The sequence below is a fragment of the Bradyrhizobium sp. 179 genome, assembly GCF_023073535.1.
In the GTDB taxonomy this organism is placed as follows: domain Bacteria; phylum Pseudomonadota; class Alphaproteobacteria; order Rhizobiales; family Xanthobacteraceae; genus Bradyrhizobium.
In genome coordinates, this window is sequence record NZ_JADPJR010000161.1 from 1 (window position 1) to 17,379 (window position 17,379).

General features: G+C 64.3%; 16 protein-coding genes. 1 reads left to right on the top strand and 15 read right to left on the bottom strand.

What is annotated here, in order from left to right; all coding sequences use genetic code 11:
- Positions 1-117: 117 nt before the first annotated feature.
- The 10 genes from serA to IVB12_RS37710 all read right to left on the bottom strand — a co-directional run bounded on the left by serA (position 118) and on the right by IVB12_RS37710 (position 9,980).
- Positions 118-1,707, bottom strand: coding sequence for a phosphoglycerate dehydrogenase (serA, locus tag IVB12_RS37665; RefSeq protein ID WP_247308167.1), 1,590 nt, complete (start codon positions 1,705-1,707; stop codon positions 118-120).
- Positions 1,708-1,847: 140 nt separating this feature from the next.
- Entirely contained in the window at positions 1,848-3,020 is a 1,173-nt protein-coding gene (locus IVB12_RS37670) for a phosphoserine transaminase (protein WP_247308170.1), read from the bottom strand.
- A 79-nt stretch (positions 3,021-3,099) separates the two neighbouring features.
- Positions 3,100-3,291 (bottom strand): hypothetical protein, encoded by a 192-nt coding sequence (locus IVB12_RS37675; protein WP_247308172.1) that lies wholly within the window; start codon positions 3,289-3,291, stop codon positions 3,100-3,102.
- A gap of 173 nt (positions 3,292-3,464) precedes the next feature.
- Entirely contained in the window at positions 3,465-3,929 is a 465-nt protein-coding gene (locus tag IVB12_RS37680; RefSeq protein ID WP_247308174.1) for a GNAT family N-acetyltransferase, read from the bottom strand.
- A gap of 16 nt (positions 3,930-3,945) precedes the next feature.
- The gene (locus tag IVB12_RS37685) at positions 3,946-4,536 is read right to left on the bottom strand and encodes a glutathione S-transferase family protein (RefSeq protein ID WP_247308176.1); all 591 of its coding nucleotides are present in this window, start codon (positions 4,534-4,536) and stop codon (positions 3,946-3,948) included.
- Between the two features lie 69 nt (positions 4,537-4,605).
- Positions 4,606-5,421, bottom strand: a complete 816-nt coding sequence (locus IVB12_RS37690; RefSeq protein WP_247308178.1) for an outer membrane beta-barrel protein — start codon at positions 5,419-5,421, stop codon at positions 4,606-4,608.
- Positions 5,422-5,652: 231 nt separating this feature from the next.
- On the bottom strand, positions 5,653-6,495 hold the full coding sequence (locus IVB12_RS37695) for an outer membrane beta-barrel protein (protein WP_247308200.1): 843 nt from the start codon (positions 6,493-6,495) through the stop codon (positions 5,653-5,655).
- Positions 6,496-6,733: 238 nt separating this feature from the next.
- Complete coding sequence (locus IVB12_RS37700; RefSeq protein ID WP_247308202.1) at positions 6,734-7,978, bottom strand: MFS transporter; 1,245 nt, start codon at positions 7,976-7,978, stop codon at positions 6,734-6,736.
- A gap of 269 nt (positions 7,979-8,247) precedes the next feature.
- Positions 8,248-9,591, bottom strand: coding sequence for a phosphoglucosamine mutase (gene glmM / locus IVB12_RS37705; RefSeq protein ID WP_247308207.1), 1,344 nt, complete (start codon positions 9,589-9,591; stop codon positions 8,248-8,250).
- 221 nt (positions 9,592-9,812) lie between these two features.
- On the bottom strand, positions 9,813-9,980 hold the full coding sequence (locus IVB12_RS37710; protein ID WP_247308210.1) for a hypothetical protein: 168 nt from the start codon (positions 9,978-9,980) through the stop codon (positions 9,813-9,815).
- 103 nt (positions 9,981-10,083) lie between these two features.
- Here IVB12_RS37710 and IVB12_RS37715 point away from each other — a divergent pair, with 103 nt between their 5' ends.
- Complete coding sequence (locus tag IVB12_RS37715) at positions 10,084-11,226, top strand: alpha-hydroxy acid oxidase (protein ID WP_247308213.1); 1,143 nt, start codon at positions 10,084-10,086, stop codon at positions 11,224-11,226.
- A gap of 183 nt (positions 11,227-11,409) precedes the next feature.
- On the opposite strand, the gene IVB12_RS37720 is transcribed toward IVB12_RS37715, so the two are convergent.
- The 5 genes from IVB12_RS37720 to IVB12_RS37740 form a co-directional block, all read right to left on the bottom strand.
- Complete coding sequence (locus tag IVB12_RS37720) at positions 11,410-12,036, bottom strand: hypothetical protein (RefSeq protein WP_247308215.1); 627 nt, start codon at positions 12,034-12,036, stop codon at positions 11,410-11,412.
- A gap of 56 nt (positions 12,037-12,092) precedes the next feature.
- Positions 12,093-12,926, bottom strand: a complete 834-nt coding sequence (locus IVB12_RS37725) for a shikimate dehydrogenase (protein ID WP_247308218.1) — start codon at positions 12,924-12,926, stop codon at positions 12,093-12,095.
- 92 nt (positions 12,927-13,018) lie between these two features.
- Positions 13,019-14,761 (bottom strand): SulP family inorganic anion transporter, encoded by a 1,743-nt coding sequence (locus IVB12_RS37730; RefSeq protein ID WP_247308220.1) that lies wholly within the window; start codon positions 14,759-14,761, stop codon positions 13,019-13,021.
- Between the two features lie 93 nt (positions 14,762-14,854).
- The gene (locus IVB12_RS37735; RefSeq protein WP_247277510.1) at positions 14,855-15,127 is read right to left on the bottom strand and encodes a helix-turn-helix transcriptional regulator; all 273 of its coding nucleotides are present in this window, start codon (positions 15,125-15,127) and stop codon (positions 14,855-14,857) included.
- 198 nt (positions 15,128-15,325) lie between these two features.
- Positions 15,326-17,374, bottom strand: a complete 2,049-nt coding sequence (locus tag IVB12_RS37740) for an elongation factor G (protein WP_247308224.1) — start codon at positions 17,372-17,374, stop codon at positions 15,326-15,328.
- Positions 17,375-17,379 lie beyond the last annotated feature (5 nt).

Genomic DNA, 17,379 nt, shown 5'->3' on the forward strand with positions numbered 1-17,379 from the left:
GATATCGCCGAATGACATTCAAAGCTCCTACCGCACCGGTCAAAGCTTTGAATCACATCCAGAAATCGCTGGGAATCACTTTCGGGCATCCCGTAGCCCTACGGGAGAGGTGAAGGATCAGAACGTCAGCGCCTTGGCCTGCTTGACCTGCGGCAGCGCCTGCACCTTGGCGAGCAAATCGGCCGGCACGGCGCCGTCGACCTCGACCAGGGCAATGGCATCGCTGCCGGGCGCGACGCGGCCGAGATGGAACGTGGCGATGTTGATCTTGGCGTCGCCGAGCAGGCTCGCGAACTTGCCGATGAAGCCCGGCTTGTCCTCGTTGGTGACGTAGATCATCGACTTGCCGAACTCGGCATCGACGCGGATGCCCTTGATGTCGACGAGGCGCGGCTTGCCATCGGCATAGACGGTGCCCGAGACCGACCGCTCCTGCCGCTCGGTGGTGACGGTGACGGTGATCAGGCTCTCATAGTCGCTCTGCGCTGCGCGCACGATCTCGTCCACCACCATGCCGCGCTCCTTGGCGACGACCGGCGCGGACACCACGTTGACCTCGCCCAGCATCGGTCGCAGCAGACCCGAAAGCACCGCGGAGGTGATCGCCTTGATCTTCATCTCGGCGACGTGGCCTTCATAGGTGATCTCGACCTTGAGGATGCCGCTCTCGGTGAGCTGGCCCGCGAACGAGCCGAGCTTCTCGGCGAGCGCGATGAACGGCTTCAGCTTCGGCGCTTCTTCCGCGGTGATCGAGGGGAAGTTGACCGCGTTCGAGATCGCACCGGTGAGCAGATAGTCCGACATTTGCTCGGCGACCTGGAGCGCAACGTTCTCCTGCGCTTCCGTGGTGGAGGCGCCGAGATGCGGCGTGCAGATTACGTTAGGATGGCCGAACAGCACGTTCTTGGTTGCGGGCTCCTCGACGAAGACGTCGAAGGCGGCGCCGGCGATGTGCTTGGAATTGAGCGCATCGACCACCGCCTGCTCGTCGACGAGGCCGCCGCGGGCGCAGTTGATCAGGCGCACGCCCTTCTTCATCTTGGCGATCGCGGCCGCGTCGATGATGTTCCTGGTCTTCTCGGTGAGCGGGGTGTGCAGGGTGATGAAGTCGGCGCGCTTGAGGAGATCGTCGAGCTCGACCTTCTCGACGCCGATGTCCTTGGCGCGCTCCGGCGACAGGAACGGATCGAAGGCGATCACCTTCATGCGCAGGCCGAGCGCGCGATCGGCCACGATCGAGCCGATATTGCCGCAGCCGACGACGCCTAACACCTTGCCGGTGATCTCGACGCCCATGAAGCGGTTCTTCTCCCACTTGCCGGCCTGGGTCGAGGCGTCGGCCTGCGGGATCTCGCGGGCGAGCGCCAGCATCAGGGTGATGGCGTGCTCGGCGGTCGTGATCGAATTACCGAACGGCGTGTTCATCACGATGATGCCCTTGGCCGTGGCGGCGGGAATCTCGACATTGTCGACGCCGATGCCGGCGCGGCCGATCACTTTCAGCCTCGTCGCCTTCTCGATGATCTTGGCGGTCGCCTTGGTCGCGGAGCGGATCGCAAGGCCGTCGTAATTGCCAATGATCTCGGCGAGCTTGTCCTTGTCCTTGCCGAGGTTGGGCTGGAAGTCGACGTCGACGCCGCGGTCCTTGAAGATCTGCACGGCGGCGGGAGAGAGCGCGTCGGAAATGAGAACTTTGGGTTTAGTCATGGGTGTGATCCGTGGGTGCGGGCTGCATTTACGGAACGTCATCCGCGGGCTTGACCGGCGGAGCCATCTCTCTTGATCGATGGATGGCCGGGTCAAGCCCGGCCATGACGAGTTGAGATAACGCGACGAGTGAAACCTGCTCACGCCGCCTTGGGCAGAGCGGCCTTGGTCTCGGCAAAGGCCCAGTCGATCCACTGCGTCAGCAGCTCGACGTCCTTGGCTTCGACGGTGGCGCCACACCAGATGCGCAGGCCGGCCGGCGCATCGCGGTAATAGGCGAAGTCGTAGCCTGCGCCTTCCTTCTCGACCAGCGCGACCAGCTTCTTAGAGAACTCGGCCTGCGCGTCCTCGGAGAGCGAGGTGATCGCGGGATCGGTGAACTTGAGGCACACCGAAGTGTTGGAGCGGATCGAAGGATCCTTCGCCAGGAAGTCGATCCAGGGCGTCTTCGCCTTCCAGTCGGCGAGCACCTTGGTGTTGGCGTCGGCACGCGCGATCAGCGCCTTGAGGCCGCCGATCGACTTGGCCCAGTTCAGCGCGTCGAGATAATCCTCGACGCAGAGCATCGAGGGCGTGTTGATGGTCTCGCCGACGAAAATGCCTTCGTTGATCTTGCCGCCCTTGGTCATGCGAAAGATCTTCGGCAGCGGCCAGGCCGGCTTGTAGGTCTCGAGCCGCTCCACCGCACGCGGCGACAGGATCAGCATGCCGTGGGCGGCTTCGCCGCCGAGTGCCTTCTGCCAGGAGAAGGTGACGACGTCGAGTTTTGCGAAATCGAGCGGCTGCGCGAATGCGGCCGAGGTCGCGTCGCAGATCGTGAGTCCTTCGCGAGTGGCGCTGATCCAGTCCGCGTTCGGCACGCGCACGCCTGACGTGGTCCCATTCCAGGTGAAGACGACGTCGCTCTTGGGATCCACCTTGGAGAGATCGGGGATCTCACCATAGGCTGCGTTCAGCTTGGTGACGTCCTTGAGCTTCAATTCCTTGACGATATCGCTGACCCAGCCCTCGCCGAAGGATTCCCAGGCAAGCGTGGTGACGGGCCGCGCACCAAGCAGCGACCACAGCGCCATCTCGACCGCGCCGGTATCCGAGGCCGGCACGATGCCGATGCGGTAATCGGCGGGGACCTCGAGCACTTCGCGCGTCAGATCGATCGCGAGCTTGAGCTTGGCCTTGCCCACCTTCGCGCGATGCGAGCGGCCGAGGGCTGCGTCCTTGAGATTTTGGGCGTTCCATCCGGGGCGCTTGGCGCAGGGGCCGGAGGAGAAATGCGGCACGTTCGGCCGCGAAGCGGGCTTCGCTACAGTCATAATCTACCCTTCCAGATAGTAAGCCTCCCGTTGGGGGGAGGTGTCCCGCCGCGGCTGATACGGGAATCGGGCAGACCAGTCAAGGAAGTTCCGGCGTCTCACGGCGGAGTGAAGGCGCCTCCGGCGCAAGATCAGGGGATTCGACGGCAGCGAGCGCATTCAGCAAGTCCGTGGCTTCGCTGATCAATTGCGCGGCTCTGCGGCGGCTGCCGACCTTCAAAATGCATTTGTCATTGGCCTGCACGACATAGTCGTTGCCGACCTTGATCATCGAATAGCTTGTCATCGAAATCCCCGAACCGACCGAGCTCGGTGTCTGACGCTGCCGTAGCACCGTTCGTTCCTTCATCAATGTGAACGACGAACGCGTAGTTTACCGGCTCTTAACACGAACGAATGCGCGATCCGATTCCGCTGATCGCGCAACGCCTGCGTCACGCTGCGTCAAAAGCGGACAGTCATACCGACATGACTCGCCGTGAAGCCGAGCCGCTTGTAGAAGCGCTGCGCATCGACGCGCGTCTGATGCGTCAGCAGTTCGACGAGATTGCAGCCGCGTGCTTTTGCTTCCGCAACCGCCCATTGCACCAACCGCTCGCCGATACCGCGGCTGCGACAATCGGAAGCAACGCGGACGTCTTCGAGCAAACCGCGCACGCCGCCTTGCGAGCTGATGCCGGGCAGGATCGCGAGTTGCAGGCAGCCGACCACCCTGCCCTCGCTCTCGGCGACCACAAGCGTCAGATTGGGATCGCGCTCGACCCGCGCGAATGCTGCGTAATAGGCGGCGGGCAGCGGATCCTCCACGCGCTCGCGCGCGCGTCCGAGATGATCATCGGCGAGCATTGCAACGATCACGGCGACGTCGTCGCGGCGCGCGCGGCGAATGGAGACGGCTTCGGCGTTCATGCGCGATACTCCAGACTCAGCGCGCCGGCGCAAGGCCGAGAAAGGCCTCAGTCTGGTCGATCCAGCGGCGGACGGCCGCAAAGCGGCCGAGATCGAAGCCGCCCTCATGCGCAACGCGGGTATAGGCGAGCAGCGAGACATCCGCGAGCGAAACCGCCTCACCGGCGAGGAAGCGGCTGGCCGCTAGATGCTGCTCCATGCGGTCGAGCGCCGCATAACCGCGCTTGACCTTCTCAGGATCGAGCTCGGACGCCTGCTTGCCGAGATAGACCAGGAGGAAGCGGCACACAGCGATATAGGGCTCGTGGCTGTACTGCTCCCAGAACAGCCATTCGTCCATCTTGGCCGCGATGAAGGCGTCGCGCGGAACGAGGGCGCTGTCGCGTGCGAGATAGCGGATGATGGCATTGGATTGCGCCAGCGTGCGGCCGTCGTCGAACGCGACGGTGGGCACCTGGCCGGCGCCGTTCATCTTCAGGAATTGCGGCGTGCGCGTCTCGCCCTTGCGCGTGTCGATCTCGATCCACTGATAGGGCAATGCGAGATGATCGCAGACCCACTTCACCTTCAGACAATTTCCGGAATTGCTATCGCCATAGATCTTCATCGCTGCCGCCCTGCTCTGGAGCCACAGAGCATCAGGAGGCGAGAAAGTTGTCAACCGAAGGCGCGAGGATCAGAACTTGTAGCCGGCACCCACGCGGAAGTTGTTCAGGCCGACGGAAATGTCCTTCACGTTCGAGAAGCCGACGTGCTCCCATTCGGCGCGAAGGAGGAAGTTGCTGTAGATCGCGTATTCGACGCCTATACCGGCGGTCCATCCGTACATGAATGCGTTCACGCGCTGCTCAGCGCTCAACCAGGCGCCCGTATCAATCGTGTCCTGATGATGCGTCGTGGCGGTGACACCGCCCACTGTGACGGACGTATCGTAGTCGTCATGCTTGATGTAGGACACAGTCGCGAATCGCGAAACTTCGGCGCGCCCGATTGCCAGACCGGCAAAGGCATAGGGCATGAAGTCACCACCATCCCATCCGATTCGGCCGCGGAATGTGGCATAATCCTTCAGCTTCAGCGAAGCGCCACCACCGAGCGAGGTGACATAGGTATAGGTATGGCCCGCCGGAGCTGTCTCACCGTCGAGAATGCGCGTCATGGAGTCGCTGGCCGAACTCGATATTTTGTTCATATAGCTGTAATTGGCTTCGATGCCCATCAGGGCATCATAAATCTGCCAGTTGCGACCCACATATGCGCCGAACCCGGTCGACTGCACGTGGTTCTTCGGCAGCAGCGACCATCCGCCGACCGGCGCTTGAAGGATGCTGTTGCGCAGCATGAAGTCGGTCATCGATTTCGGCGCGTGGCTGAAATCGATGTCGGTCGTGGCGAAACCGAACTGGCCGCCGACATAAAAGCCATCCCAATGATAAGATGACTTCGACAGGCCATCGGTGAAGCCGCCGCGCAGGATCGGCAGGTCCGGCATGTCGGCCGCCTGCGCGGCAGACACCGTCCCCAACATCACCGCTGCCCACAAAAGCCCACGCATTGCAACGCTCCATCGAACTCGAACTTTCACCGGTGATCATGGCTTGTTAACCTTAACCAATGGTTGCGGCCGGGGCGCCCGCCTCCGTCAGCAATGAAAAAAACGCAAAGCAAAACGGCGCGGGATGATCCCGCGCCGTTAAGAGACTTTAAGCGATGAGGCTGCCGATCAGCCCTTGGTGATGAGCGGCGGCGGCGCGTAGACCGGCGGACTGTTGAGATCCCAGCGCACGCCGAGCTTAACGTCGTGCGAGGTGAGCTCCCTGATCTTGATAGAGGTCGGACCGGAGGCACTGTTGTCGAACAAGCGGTAGTTGCCAGGCGCCGCGTCGCCGAGGTTCATGTAGCTGTAGGCCAGTTCGACGGTGAACCCGGGATTGACCTTGTAGGCGAGACCGGCATGAGCGGCCCAGGCGAAGTTCCACTTTCCGCTGTCTGCGAAGTAGGCGACGCTGTTGCTCGGAGTCGGGGTCAGCGCGGCGCTATAAGAAACGCCGTCGTCACGGAAGCCACTGATCTTGTTGTAGGAGCCGCCGACGCCGGCGCCGATGAACGGGGTGATGCACCACCAGGTGCCGAGATCGACATAGGCATTCGCCATGACGACCCACTCGGACTTGCTCCCGCTGTAATTGTTTGTGCCGACGAAGCCGGGTCCAATGACGTTGTCCGCACCGTGCAGGTTAGCCTTGCCCCGGTACTGGCCGATCACGTCCGCACGGAACCAATTGTTGAAGCGATAGCCGACGCCGAGATCGAACAGTGGCGAAGAGTCGAAGCCGAGTCCCTCAGTCGACTTCTGATACCCAGCCGGCAGGGCGCTGTCGATGCGCTTGGCACTCTGGTTGGTCATGCCAATATCACCGCGCAGATACCAGCCGCCGAAATCGGCGGGCGGGGCCGGCGGCGCGTACATCGGAGGGGGCGCCGCGATCGGCATATCGGCGGCGAATGCCATCGACGAGATCAGGGTTGCCGCACCCGCGGTGAGGAGAGACTTAACGCTACGCATTGGCTTCGTCCTTATGGCCGGTGAGGCAAAATGCAGCCGCCTCACGTTCTGGAAACTCACGGGAGGACGATGGCACCAAATGTTTAAGCGCCACTTAACCCTAATTTTTAAGGTTGATTTTTTCTGACCGTACACGCGCGCGCCGCGCCAGCGTTGCAAAAATGCAGCGCCAAATGCGACTGTCTTCGCCGCATTCCCTAACGATGTGTGAACCGCAACGCGGGGAAAAGAGGATGTGTTAACGCGCGTGCCGAGGCAGCCTGGGCAGGAACACCGCAAGCAGGCCGATCGCCGGCAGAAAAGCGCAGACCTGATAGACGAAAGCGATCGAGGTGTGGTCGGCGAGCTTGCCGAGCACTGCCGCGCCCAGCCCACCGATGCCGAAGGCGACACCGAAGAACACGCCGGAGATCATGCCGAAGCGATGCGGCACCAGCTCCTGCGCGAACACGATAATCGACGACGTCGTCGAGGAGATGATCAGGCCGATGACGACGCTGAGCACCGCGCTCGCATAGAGGCCGGCATAGGGCAGCGCCAGCGTGAACGGCAGCGCGCCGAGGATCGAGATCCAGATCACGATCTTGCGGCCGAAGCGGTCGCCCAAGGGACCACCGAGAAACGCACCCACGGCGTTCGCCGCGAGGAAGATGAAAAGATAGATCTGCGCAGCCTGCGTCGACACGCCGAAGCGGTCGATCAAGTAGAAAATGTAGTAGCTCGACAGGCTCGACACGTAGAGCTGCTTGGAGAACAAGAGCGCGACCAGGACGAGCAGCGCGACCGCGACACGGCGCGAGCTCGGACCGCCCGGCTGGCTGTGAACGGGGGCTGCCTTCTTCGCCGTGATCTGCGGCGCGTACCAGCGGCCGATGCGCCACAGGATGAGGATCGCGAGGAAGGCGATCGAAGAGAACCAGGCGATGCTGCCCTGCCCGAACGGCACGACGATGAGCGCGGCGAGCACCGGCCCCATCGAGGTGCCGAAACTGCCGCCGAGCTGGAACACCGATTGCGCAAAGCCGTAGCGGCCGCCGGAGGCGAGCCGCGCGATGCGCGCGGACTCCGGGTGAAACACCGCCGAGCCGAGACCCACCAGCGCAGCAGCGATGAGAATGACGAGGTATTGATGCGCGGCGCTGAGCAGCAAGAGGCCGAAGAAGGTCGAGGCCATGCCGATCGCCAGCGAATAGGGCTGCGCCTTCTTGTCAGTGTAGTGCCCGACCACCGGCTGGAGCAGCGAGGCCGTGAACTGGAAGGCCAGCGTGATCATGCCGATCTGCGCGAAATCGAGCGCATAGGTGTCCTTCAGGATCGGATAGACCGAGGCGATCAGCGACTGCATGGTGTCGTTGAGGAAGTGCGAGACGCTGATGCCGGCGAGCACCACGTAGACCGGCCCTGGCGCTTTGGCGGGTGCCACGTCGTTGACGACAACGGGCTCGGTCAGTGTTTCCTCTGAGACGACGACAGGCTTGTTCAATGCAGCAATCCCGGCAGGCGCAGCGAAGCATCCGCTCATTACGATGCAAGCTGCAGCCGATCCACCGCCAATCGCCCATGGCTGGAATGCGCGGGACTTACCCTCTCCCGTTGTGGGACCCCTTGTGGGAGAGGGTGGATCGCCGCGTCAGCGGCGAGACGGGTGAGGGGTCTGCCTCCGCGAGTCTCTCTGGCAGTTGGGGGCGGCGATAGAACCCCTCATCCGGCGCTTCGCGCCACCTTCTCCCGCAAGGGGAGAACGAAGAGCCCTCATGCCGCCGCCTGGCCCAGCGCGGAGACGATGGTATCGACGACGTCCTCGACCAGGATGCGGTCCTCGCCTTCGCCCATGACGCGGATCACAGGCTCCGTGCCGGAGGAGCGGATCAGGAGGCGGCCGTGGCCGTTGAGGCGCTTCTCGCCGTCGGAGATCGCCGACTTGACGTCGGAATCGTCGAGCGGCTTGCCGCCCTTGTGGCGCACGTTCTTCAGGATCTGCGGCAGCGGATCGAAGCGGTGGCAGACTTCGGAGACGGGGCGGCGCAGCTTCTGCACCACCGCCAGCACCTGCAGGGCCGCAACGAAGCCGTCGCCGGTGGTCGCGTAGTCGGACAGGATGATGTGGCCGGACTGCTCGCCGCCGAGATTGTAGCCGCCGCTGAGCATCTGCTCGAGCACGTAGCGGTCGCCGACCGGCGTGCGGACGAGATCGAGCCCCTGCCCGTTGAGGAAGCGCTCGAGGCCGAGATTGGACATCACGGTGGCGACGATGCCCGGCCGCGACAGCCGGCCGTCCTCCTTCCAGCTTTGCGCGATCACCGCGAGCAGCTGGTCGCCGTCGACCAGATGGCCGCGCTCGTCGACCAGAATGACGCGATCGGCGTCACCGTCGAGCGCAATGCCGATGTCGGCGCGCATCTCGCGCACTTTCTTCGACAAGGCTTCCGGCGAGGTGGAGCCGCATTCCTTGTTGATGTTGAAGCCGTCGGGCTCGACGCCGATCGGCACCACATCCGCACCCAATTCCCATAGCGCCTCCGGCACCACCTTGTAGGCGGCGCCATTGGCGCAATCGATCACGACGCGCAGCCCGTCGAGCGACAGATCGCGCGGCAGCGTGCGCTTGGCGAATTCGATGTAGCGGTCATGCACGCCGTCGATGCGGCGGGCGCGACCCAGGCTCGCGCTCTGTGCGAGACGCTTGTCGAGGGATTCGTCGAGCAGCTGCTCGATCTGCCTCTCGACGTCGTCGGAGAGCTTGAAGCCCTGCGGGCCGAACAGCTTGATGCCGTTGTCCTCGAACAGATTGTGCGAAGCCGAGATCATGACGCCGAGATCGGCGCGCATGGATTTGGTCAGCATCGCGACCGCCGGTGTCGGCATCGGGCCGACCAGCAGCACGTCCATGCCGACCGAAGTGAAGCCCGCGACCATCGCGTATTCGATCATGTAGCCGGACAGGCGGGTGTCCTTGCCGATCACGACTCGATGGCGATGGTCACCGCGCTGAAACGCAAGCCCTGCGGCTTGGCCGACCTTGAGCGCGAGCTCCGGCGTGATCAGTCCGTTGGCGCGGCCCCGAATCCCGTCCGTCCCGAAATATTTGCGGCTCATATCGTCCCCCAGGCAACAACCAGGGACCCCTCTACAACCACGGGCTGCCCGAAAGGGCCCCGCATCCCTGATTTGCCGAGTACTTATAAAGCCATCGCGGCTAAGTTGGCTTCAAAAAATATGATAAATCATTACGGAACCGGGCACGCCGCTGCCCCGATAACACATTGTTAACATTATATTTCCGCACTGGGAAGCCGGAACGGGAACGGAACCTGTCCCTAGCCGGTGCGCTTCACATGCCCGTCCCCGCGGCTCGGCGGCGGCTGGGTGACATTGACGGGATCTGACGCTGGAAAGGTCTCTTCCAGACCTTCTTCCAGCGCTTCCTCGAGGGCGCGCTTCTCCTTGATCTCTTCCGGCGAAGGTCCGGCGTGCGGCCTCGTCATGGCGCCCTCCTGCAAAACGGTCTGGCAAACGATTTGGCTGTGCATCCAACCATGCTAGATGACCCCGAAATCATCCGATGCAAGACGGGCCGGGGAAACGATCATGAAGCACATCACCTGTATCGACGATCTCCGTGCGCTGCATAAGCGCCGCGTGCCGAAGGCGTTCTTCGACTATTGCGACCGCGGCTCCTATGCCGAGGAGACGCTGCGCGCTAACCGCGAGGACATGCAGGCGATCAAGTTCCGCCAGCGCATCCTGGTCGACGTCTCCAAACGCGACACCTCGACCACAATCCTCGGCGAGCCCTCGACCATGCCGCTGATCCTCGCGCCTGTCGGCCTGCTCGGCATGCAGCATGGAGACGGCGAGATCCATGCCTGCCGCGCCGCGCAGGCCGCCGGTATCCCGTTCACGCAATCGACGATGTCGATCTGCTCGATCGAGGACATCGCCGCCAATGTCGAGAAGCCGTTCTGGTTCCAGCTCTACGTGATGAAGGACCGCGGCTTCATCAAGGAATTGATCCAGCGCGCCGTCGCAGCGAAGTGCAGCGCGCTGGTCCTGACCGTCGACCTTCAGGTGATCGGCCAGCGCCACGCCGACATCAAGAACGGCATGACGGTGCCGCCGGAATGGTCGCTCTCGAAATTGCTGGATTTCGCCAGCAAGCCGGCCTGGGTTTCCGGTGTCCTGCAAGGCAAGCGCCGCACCTTCGGCAACATCGCCGGCCACGTGAAGAACACTGAGGATCTCAACCGCCTCGCCGAATGGACCGCGTCGCAGTTCGACACCTCGCTGAACTGGAAGGACGTCGAGTGGGTCCGCAGCATCTGGCCGGGCAAGCTCATCCTCAAGGGCATTTTGGACGTCGAGGATGCCGAGGAAGCCGCCAAGACCGGCGCGCAGGCCCTGGTCGTCTCCAACCATGGCGGCCGGCAGCTCGACGGCGCGCCGTCATCGATCGAGGTGCTGCCCGAGATTGCGGACGCGGTCGGCGAGAAGATGGAGATCATGTTCGACGGCGGCATCCGCTCCGGCCAGGACGTGATGCGCGCGCTCGCGCTCGGCGCCAAATCCTGCATGATCGGCCGCGCCTATGCCTATGGCCTGGGGGCTGGCGGCCAGGCCGGCGTCGCCAAAGCGATCGATATCATCCAGAACGAGCTGCTCACGACCATGGGCCTGTGCGGCGTCAACCGGATCGACGAGATCGACGATCATATCATTGCAGCAGCACCGTAGCGTCGTAGGGTGGCAGGGCGCTTGTCCACCGTAGCTCGACGCGCAAGGCGGAAGCGTGCCCTCCTTCGTTCCAAGTTGAGAGACGACGTGGGCACGGCGCGAGCCCGCCTTTGCCCCCTGCCCGGCGAGATGCAGCAGCACTCACAACCGTCGTCCCGGCGGAGATCTGGCGACCGCTCCCCCTCACATTGGCGGCGTCAGGCCGTCGCGGCCGACGCTGACGCGGTTGGTCTCGAAGGAGCCGTCCGGCAATTGCTTCATGAAGGCGATGACCTTGGCACCGGTCTTCAGATCGGATTTGTCGCCGGGCACCAAGGTCACTACCGGCGTGTTGTCGGGAACGAACACCTTCTTCTCGCCTTCCTTGTACTTGACCAGCAGCGTGTGGCCGTCATTGCCGACCACGCTCTCGGCGACCGTCGCATTGGTCATGCTGGAGTTGGGCTTAAGGTCCCAGGGCCGCGAGCCCTCGCCGGTGCCGCGCATGCTCTCCGGAAACACGTGGACCTCGACCGCGTTCTGGCTGCCGTCCGGCCCCGGCACGGTGGTGGCGCCGATGAACGAACCCGGCTTGATGTCGGCGAGTGAGATCTTGGTGATGCCTGAGACGTTCACATCAGCGGCGATGTGAAGCTTGAAGTCTTCGCCGCTGCGCGACTTGACCTGCATGGTGTCGCCATTGACGCTCTCGATCGTGCCGCGGACACGCGTCGGCACCGGCGCTTTCTGGGCGACGGCGCAGTAGGTCGAGAGGGCCACCATCGCGATGGCGAGAAGTGGACGTGTGAAAGTTGCGCGTTGAACAGACATGACGGTCTCCGGTTGTCCCCACGGAGATAGAACTCCGGAACAGCCGCGCCATTCTCTCAAGTCTTTGTGAGATCGGCCTCGACCAGCGCGCGCAGCTCGGCGGTGACTTGAGGACGCCGGCCGAACCACAGCTCGAAGCCGCGCACCGCCTGGTGCAGCAACATGCCGAGCCCGTCGGCGGTCTTCAGGCCGTGCGCTTTGGCTGCCGCAAGCAGCGGCGTCACCAGCGGGACATAAACGAGATCGGCGACCACCGCCGCCTGCGGCAGGCGCGCCACATCGAGATGGAGCGGAGGCTGGCCGTGCATGCCGAGCGAGGTCGTGTTCACGAGAAGTTTTGCACGCGGCAGCACGTCGTTGATGCTGTCCCATGTCACAGGATGCACCTTTGGCCCAAACAGACTTGCCAGCGCCTCCGCCCGCGCGATGGTACGATTGGCAAGATGGATGCGCTTGATGCCTTGCTCGCGCAGTCCGAACACGACCGCGCGCGAGGAGCCGCCGGCCCCGAGGACCAGCGCCTCCTCAGCCGCATTCCAGCCGGGCGCGCTGGCATCGAGGTTGCCGATGAAGCCTTCGACGTCGGTATTGGTCGAGTGCAGCTCGCCGTCTTCGAACCACAGCGTATTGGCGGCACCCACCTCCGTTGCGCGCGCATCGGGTTTCGACAGCGCCAGCACGTCCTCCTTGTGCGGGATGGTGACGTTGGCGCCGACGAAGCCGCGCAGCGACAGCCGCAGCACGAAGTCGCGCAAATCCTCGGGCGGGACGGCCTCGATGACGTAGCCGCCCTCGATCCCGAGCGTGCGCAGCCAGTAATGATGAATCAGCGGCGAGCGCGAATGCGCCGCCGGCCATCCGATCAGACAAGCGGCGGGAGCCCTGGTCACGGTCGTCCTTCCCTCAAGCGATATGGAAGGCGATCCATTTCGCGTCCCGAAGGCTCTGTCAAGCGCACGAGCGCCGCATCGCCACGGCGCCGTCAGCTCGCGGCAGCCTCATCGGCTGCAGAGCTCTTGATGTCAGCAATCGCGCGCGCGAGGCTCTGGCGATAGCGCGCACGCGGCGGCGTCACGCCATGGGTGAGCAGAGCGCGGCGAACCGCTGGCGAGGCCCCCGTGATGAACAGCCTGATGCCCTGGCGATGAGCCCTCGCAGCGACGCGCCCGAGCACGTTGGCCGCGGTGGAGTCCAGGAACGGCACCGCGGCGAAATCGACCACGAAGGCTTTGCGCCGGTCGGCGATGCCGTCGAGCACGCTTCCGATCGCAGAGGCGGCGCCGAAGAAGAACGCGCCGGTGATGCGATAGACCAGCACGTCGCGGTCCACCGCAAGCGCGGGATCGTAGGGAACGCGCGAACCGTTGCCGTCGTCGGGGCGATCGGCGGCCACGAGCGGCGTGCGCTCCTCGATGCCCGTCATCTCCGCCATGCGATGGATGAACAGCACCGCGCCGAGCGCGAAGCCGACCAGGATGCCTTCGGTGAGATCGCGGAAGATCGTGAGCAGGAAGGTCGCGAGCAGCACGACGGCATCGCCCCATGACGAGCGCAGCAGCGTCGCGAATTCGTGCTTCTCCGCCATGGTCCAGGCCACGACGACGAGCACGGAGGCGAGCGCAGCCAGCGGAATGTAGCTTGCGAGCGGCGCCGCGATCAGCATGAACAACAGCAGGAAGAGCGCGTGCAGCATCCCCGCGAGCGGCCCGCGCGCGCCAGCGCGGATATTGGTCGCGGTGCGCGCGATCAGGCCGGTGACACAGATTCCGCCGAACAGCGCCGAGCCGATATTGGCGGCGCCTTGCGCCACCAGCTCGCAATTGGAACGGTGGCGGCGTCCGGTCATGCCGTCGGCCACCACTGCCGATAGCAGCGATTCGATCGCCGCCAACAGCGCGAACGCAATCGCATCCGGCAGCACCGCCCTTGCCTTCTCAAGCGAGAAGGCGGGCAGCGCCGGCGACGGCAATTCCCGCGGAATGCCGCCGAAGCGCGAGCCGATGGTCTCGACCGGCAGCGACAATACGGCAGTTGCGATCGCCGCAAACACGACCGCGATCAGGATGCCGGGCCAGGACGGCCGCCAGCGACGCAACACGCCAATGATGACGATGCTGACGATCGCGACCGCGACGGCGGCTGGATTGACGGTGGTGAGGCCGCCGGCGAGTGCAACGAGTTTCGGGACGAATTCGCTGGGCTCTTTCCCCGCAAGCGTGATGCCGCCGAGATCGCGGAGCTGGCTCGCAAAGATGATGACGGCGATGCCGGCAGTGAAGCCGACGGTCACGGGATAGGGAATGAACTTGATGTAGGTGCCGATCCGCAACAGGCCCGCCGCCACCAGGAACAGCCCCGCCATCAGCGTGGCGAGGATCACGCCCTCGACGCCGTGCCGCTCGGCCGTCACCGCAACCAGGACGATGAAAGCGCCCGCGGGTCCGCCGATCTGGAAACGGCTGCCGCCGAGCATCGACACGATGAAGCCGCCGATAACGGCGGTGTAGAGGCCGCGGTCCGGTGTCACGCCCGATGCGATCGCGATCGCCATCGACAGCGGCAACGCCACGATCGCGACCGTGAGGCCGGCGAAGACGTCGGCGCGAAAGTCCGCGGCGCCGTATCCCTCACGCCAGACGGTGACGAGCTTTGGCAAATACAATTCGGCAAAAGTCGGCCGGCGAAGCTGATGCAGTCTGCCCGCGTGATCGCTTGTGATGCTCATGCCCCACGATGCTCCGAAGCATCGTGCGTCCCGTGTTGCCGAGGTGCGACGATGCGCTAGCCCATCCTGATCCCGAGCATGATCAACGCCCGATCATGCCCCCACCCGCCGCGGCGGCCCCGGCTGCTTGAGGCGAACGCCGCGCCCGCCGCTGTCGCTGCGGGCCTGCTCGCCGATCAGCTCGACGCCCGCCCGATCGAACGCCTCGACCACCTTGATCAGGGTCTCGACCACGCCGCGAACATTGCCGGTGCTGGCTTCCATCCGCTGGATGGTCGGCAGCGAAACGCCGGCGAGCTCGGCCAGGGTTTTCTGGTCAATGCCGAGCAGCGCCCGCGCTGCCCGCATCTGGAACGACGTGATCACCGTGGCCTCACGTATCAGAACCTATAAATAACATCTGGAACATACACAATGATGTAAAATACATCACACGAGGCCGACCGCAAGGGCTTTATGCGCTCGCTGTCTCTCTCTTTGCAATAAAGGGTGGCAAGCCAGCGTCTCACCCTCTCCACGCAAGGGCGGGGAGAGGGAGTGAGAGGACTGTGCTTCCCGAATAGATCACGCCGCGTGCTGATGAGCGGCAATGATCTGATCGGCGGCGCGGCCAGTCACTTCGGCCATGTGGTCGAACTGGCGGGTGAAGCTGCCGGCGCCGGCGGTGGCCGAGCGCAGCTCGACGATCAGCTCACCGATCTCGGCTTCCGGCATCATGGCGCGAACGCAGTCCCAGCCGCTCCAGCCGTCGCGGGTGTCGAAGCCGAGGATCTGGCCACGCCGCGCCGACAGGATCGCGTTGATCTTGGCGGTGGCATCGGTCGGGCAGACGATCTCGACCATGTGGATCGGCTCGAGCAAGACCGGCTGGCATTGCGGCAGGCCCTCGTTGAGCCCGATCCGTGCCGCCGTGCGGAAGGCGAGGTCCGACGAATCGACGCTGTGATAGGAGCCGTCGGTCAGCGTCACCTGCACGTCGGTGACGGGGAAGCCGAGCGGGCCGCGCGCCAAGCCGTCGACGACGCCTTCCTCCACCGCGGGGATGTAGTTGCGCGGCACCGCGCCGCCCACCACCTTTTCGGCGAACTTGAAGCCATCGCCGCGCGGCAGCGGCCGGATTTCGAGCACGACGTCGCCAAACTGGCCGTGACCGCCGGACTGCTTCTTGTGGCGGCCACGCTGGACGATCGGCTTGCGGATGGTCTCCTGATAGCCGATCGCGGGCGGGTGCGAGGTGACCTTGACGCCGAAGCGGTCGCGCAGCCGCTCGCCGGCGACTCGCAGATGCATTTCGCCCTGGCCCCACAGCACGGTGTCGTGGGTCCGGGCGTTCTGGACAACAACCAGCGAGGGATCCTCCTCGTGCAGGCGGGCCATCGCCTGGCCGAGCTTCACGTCGTCCTTGCGATCGGTCGCCGCGATCGAGATCGCGAGCACCGGCGGCGTCGGCTCCACGGTGACGAGCGCCGCCGGCGGGGTCTTGCCGCTCGAGACAGTGTCGCCGGTCTTCACGGGATCGAGCTTGGCAAGCGCGACGGTGTCGCCGGCTTCGGCCGAGGCACGTTTGGTGTCGTAGGCGCCATTGACGGCGAGGATGCCGGAGATGCGTCCCGCGCCGCCGGAAGAGGATTGCAGCGTGGCGCCGTCGTCGAGATGGCCGGCGAGCAGCCGCGTCAGCGACAATTTTCCGCCATGCTGCGAATGCAACGTCTTGAAGACGTAGCCGAGCGCATCCCTGGTCTCGGGAACGCCGAGACGTTTTGCGGTCTCCGCGACACCCGGCGCCTCATGGCGCAGCGCCTTCATCAGGCGCAGCACGCCGTTTTCGCGCGCGGCGGCGCCCAGCAGCACCGGACAGATCAGCCCTTCGCGCAATTCGCGGGCGAGATCGTCGAACACGGCATCGCGCGGCGGCTGGATGTCCTCGAGAAGCTGCTCCATCAGCGCATCGTCGTGATCAGCGAGCTTCTCCAGCATCGAGAAGCGGGCCTCTTTCTCGCGGTCGAGATTGCCGCCTTCGAGCGCGATCACCTCGGAGGCCTTGTGTTCGCGATAGATGAAGGCGCGCTCGAGCGCGAGATCGACGAAGCCCTCGATCAGCTCGCCATTCCAGATCGGGATCTGGCGCAGTACCAGCGGCACGCGCGAGGCGGGCTGTAGCGTTGCGAGGCTCTCGCGCACGCGCTCGGTGGCGCGGTCGATCTTGTTGAGGAACAGGAAACGCGGGATCTTCAGCTCTTCCAGCTCGCGCAGGATGATCTGAAGCTGCGGCAGCTTCTTCTCGTCGGCCTCGCAGACCACGACCGCGGCGTCGACCGCAGGCAGCACGGCGCGCATGTCATAGGCGAATTCAACGGAACCGGGACAGTCGAGGAAGGTGTAACTGTCGCCCATGAAGGTCGTGGTGGCGGCAGTCAGGCCGACGGTCATCTTGTGATGACGGGCCTCGGGCGTGGCGTCACCGACAGAAGTTCCGGCATCGACGCTGCCGGCGCGTGGGATTGCGCCCGTTCGCGCCAGGATTGCTTCGAGAAGCGTGGTTTTACCGCTTTGGAATGGGCCCACCAGCGCAATGCACCGTGGACCTCGGGGACTTCTGACGTCCTGTCCCATTCGCC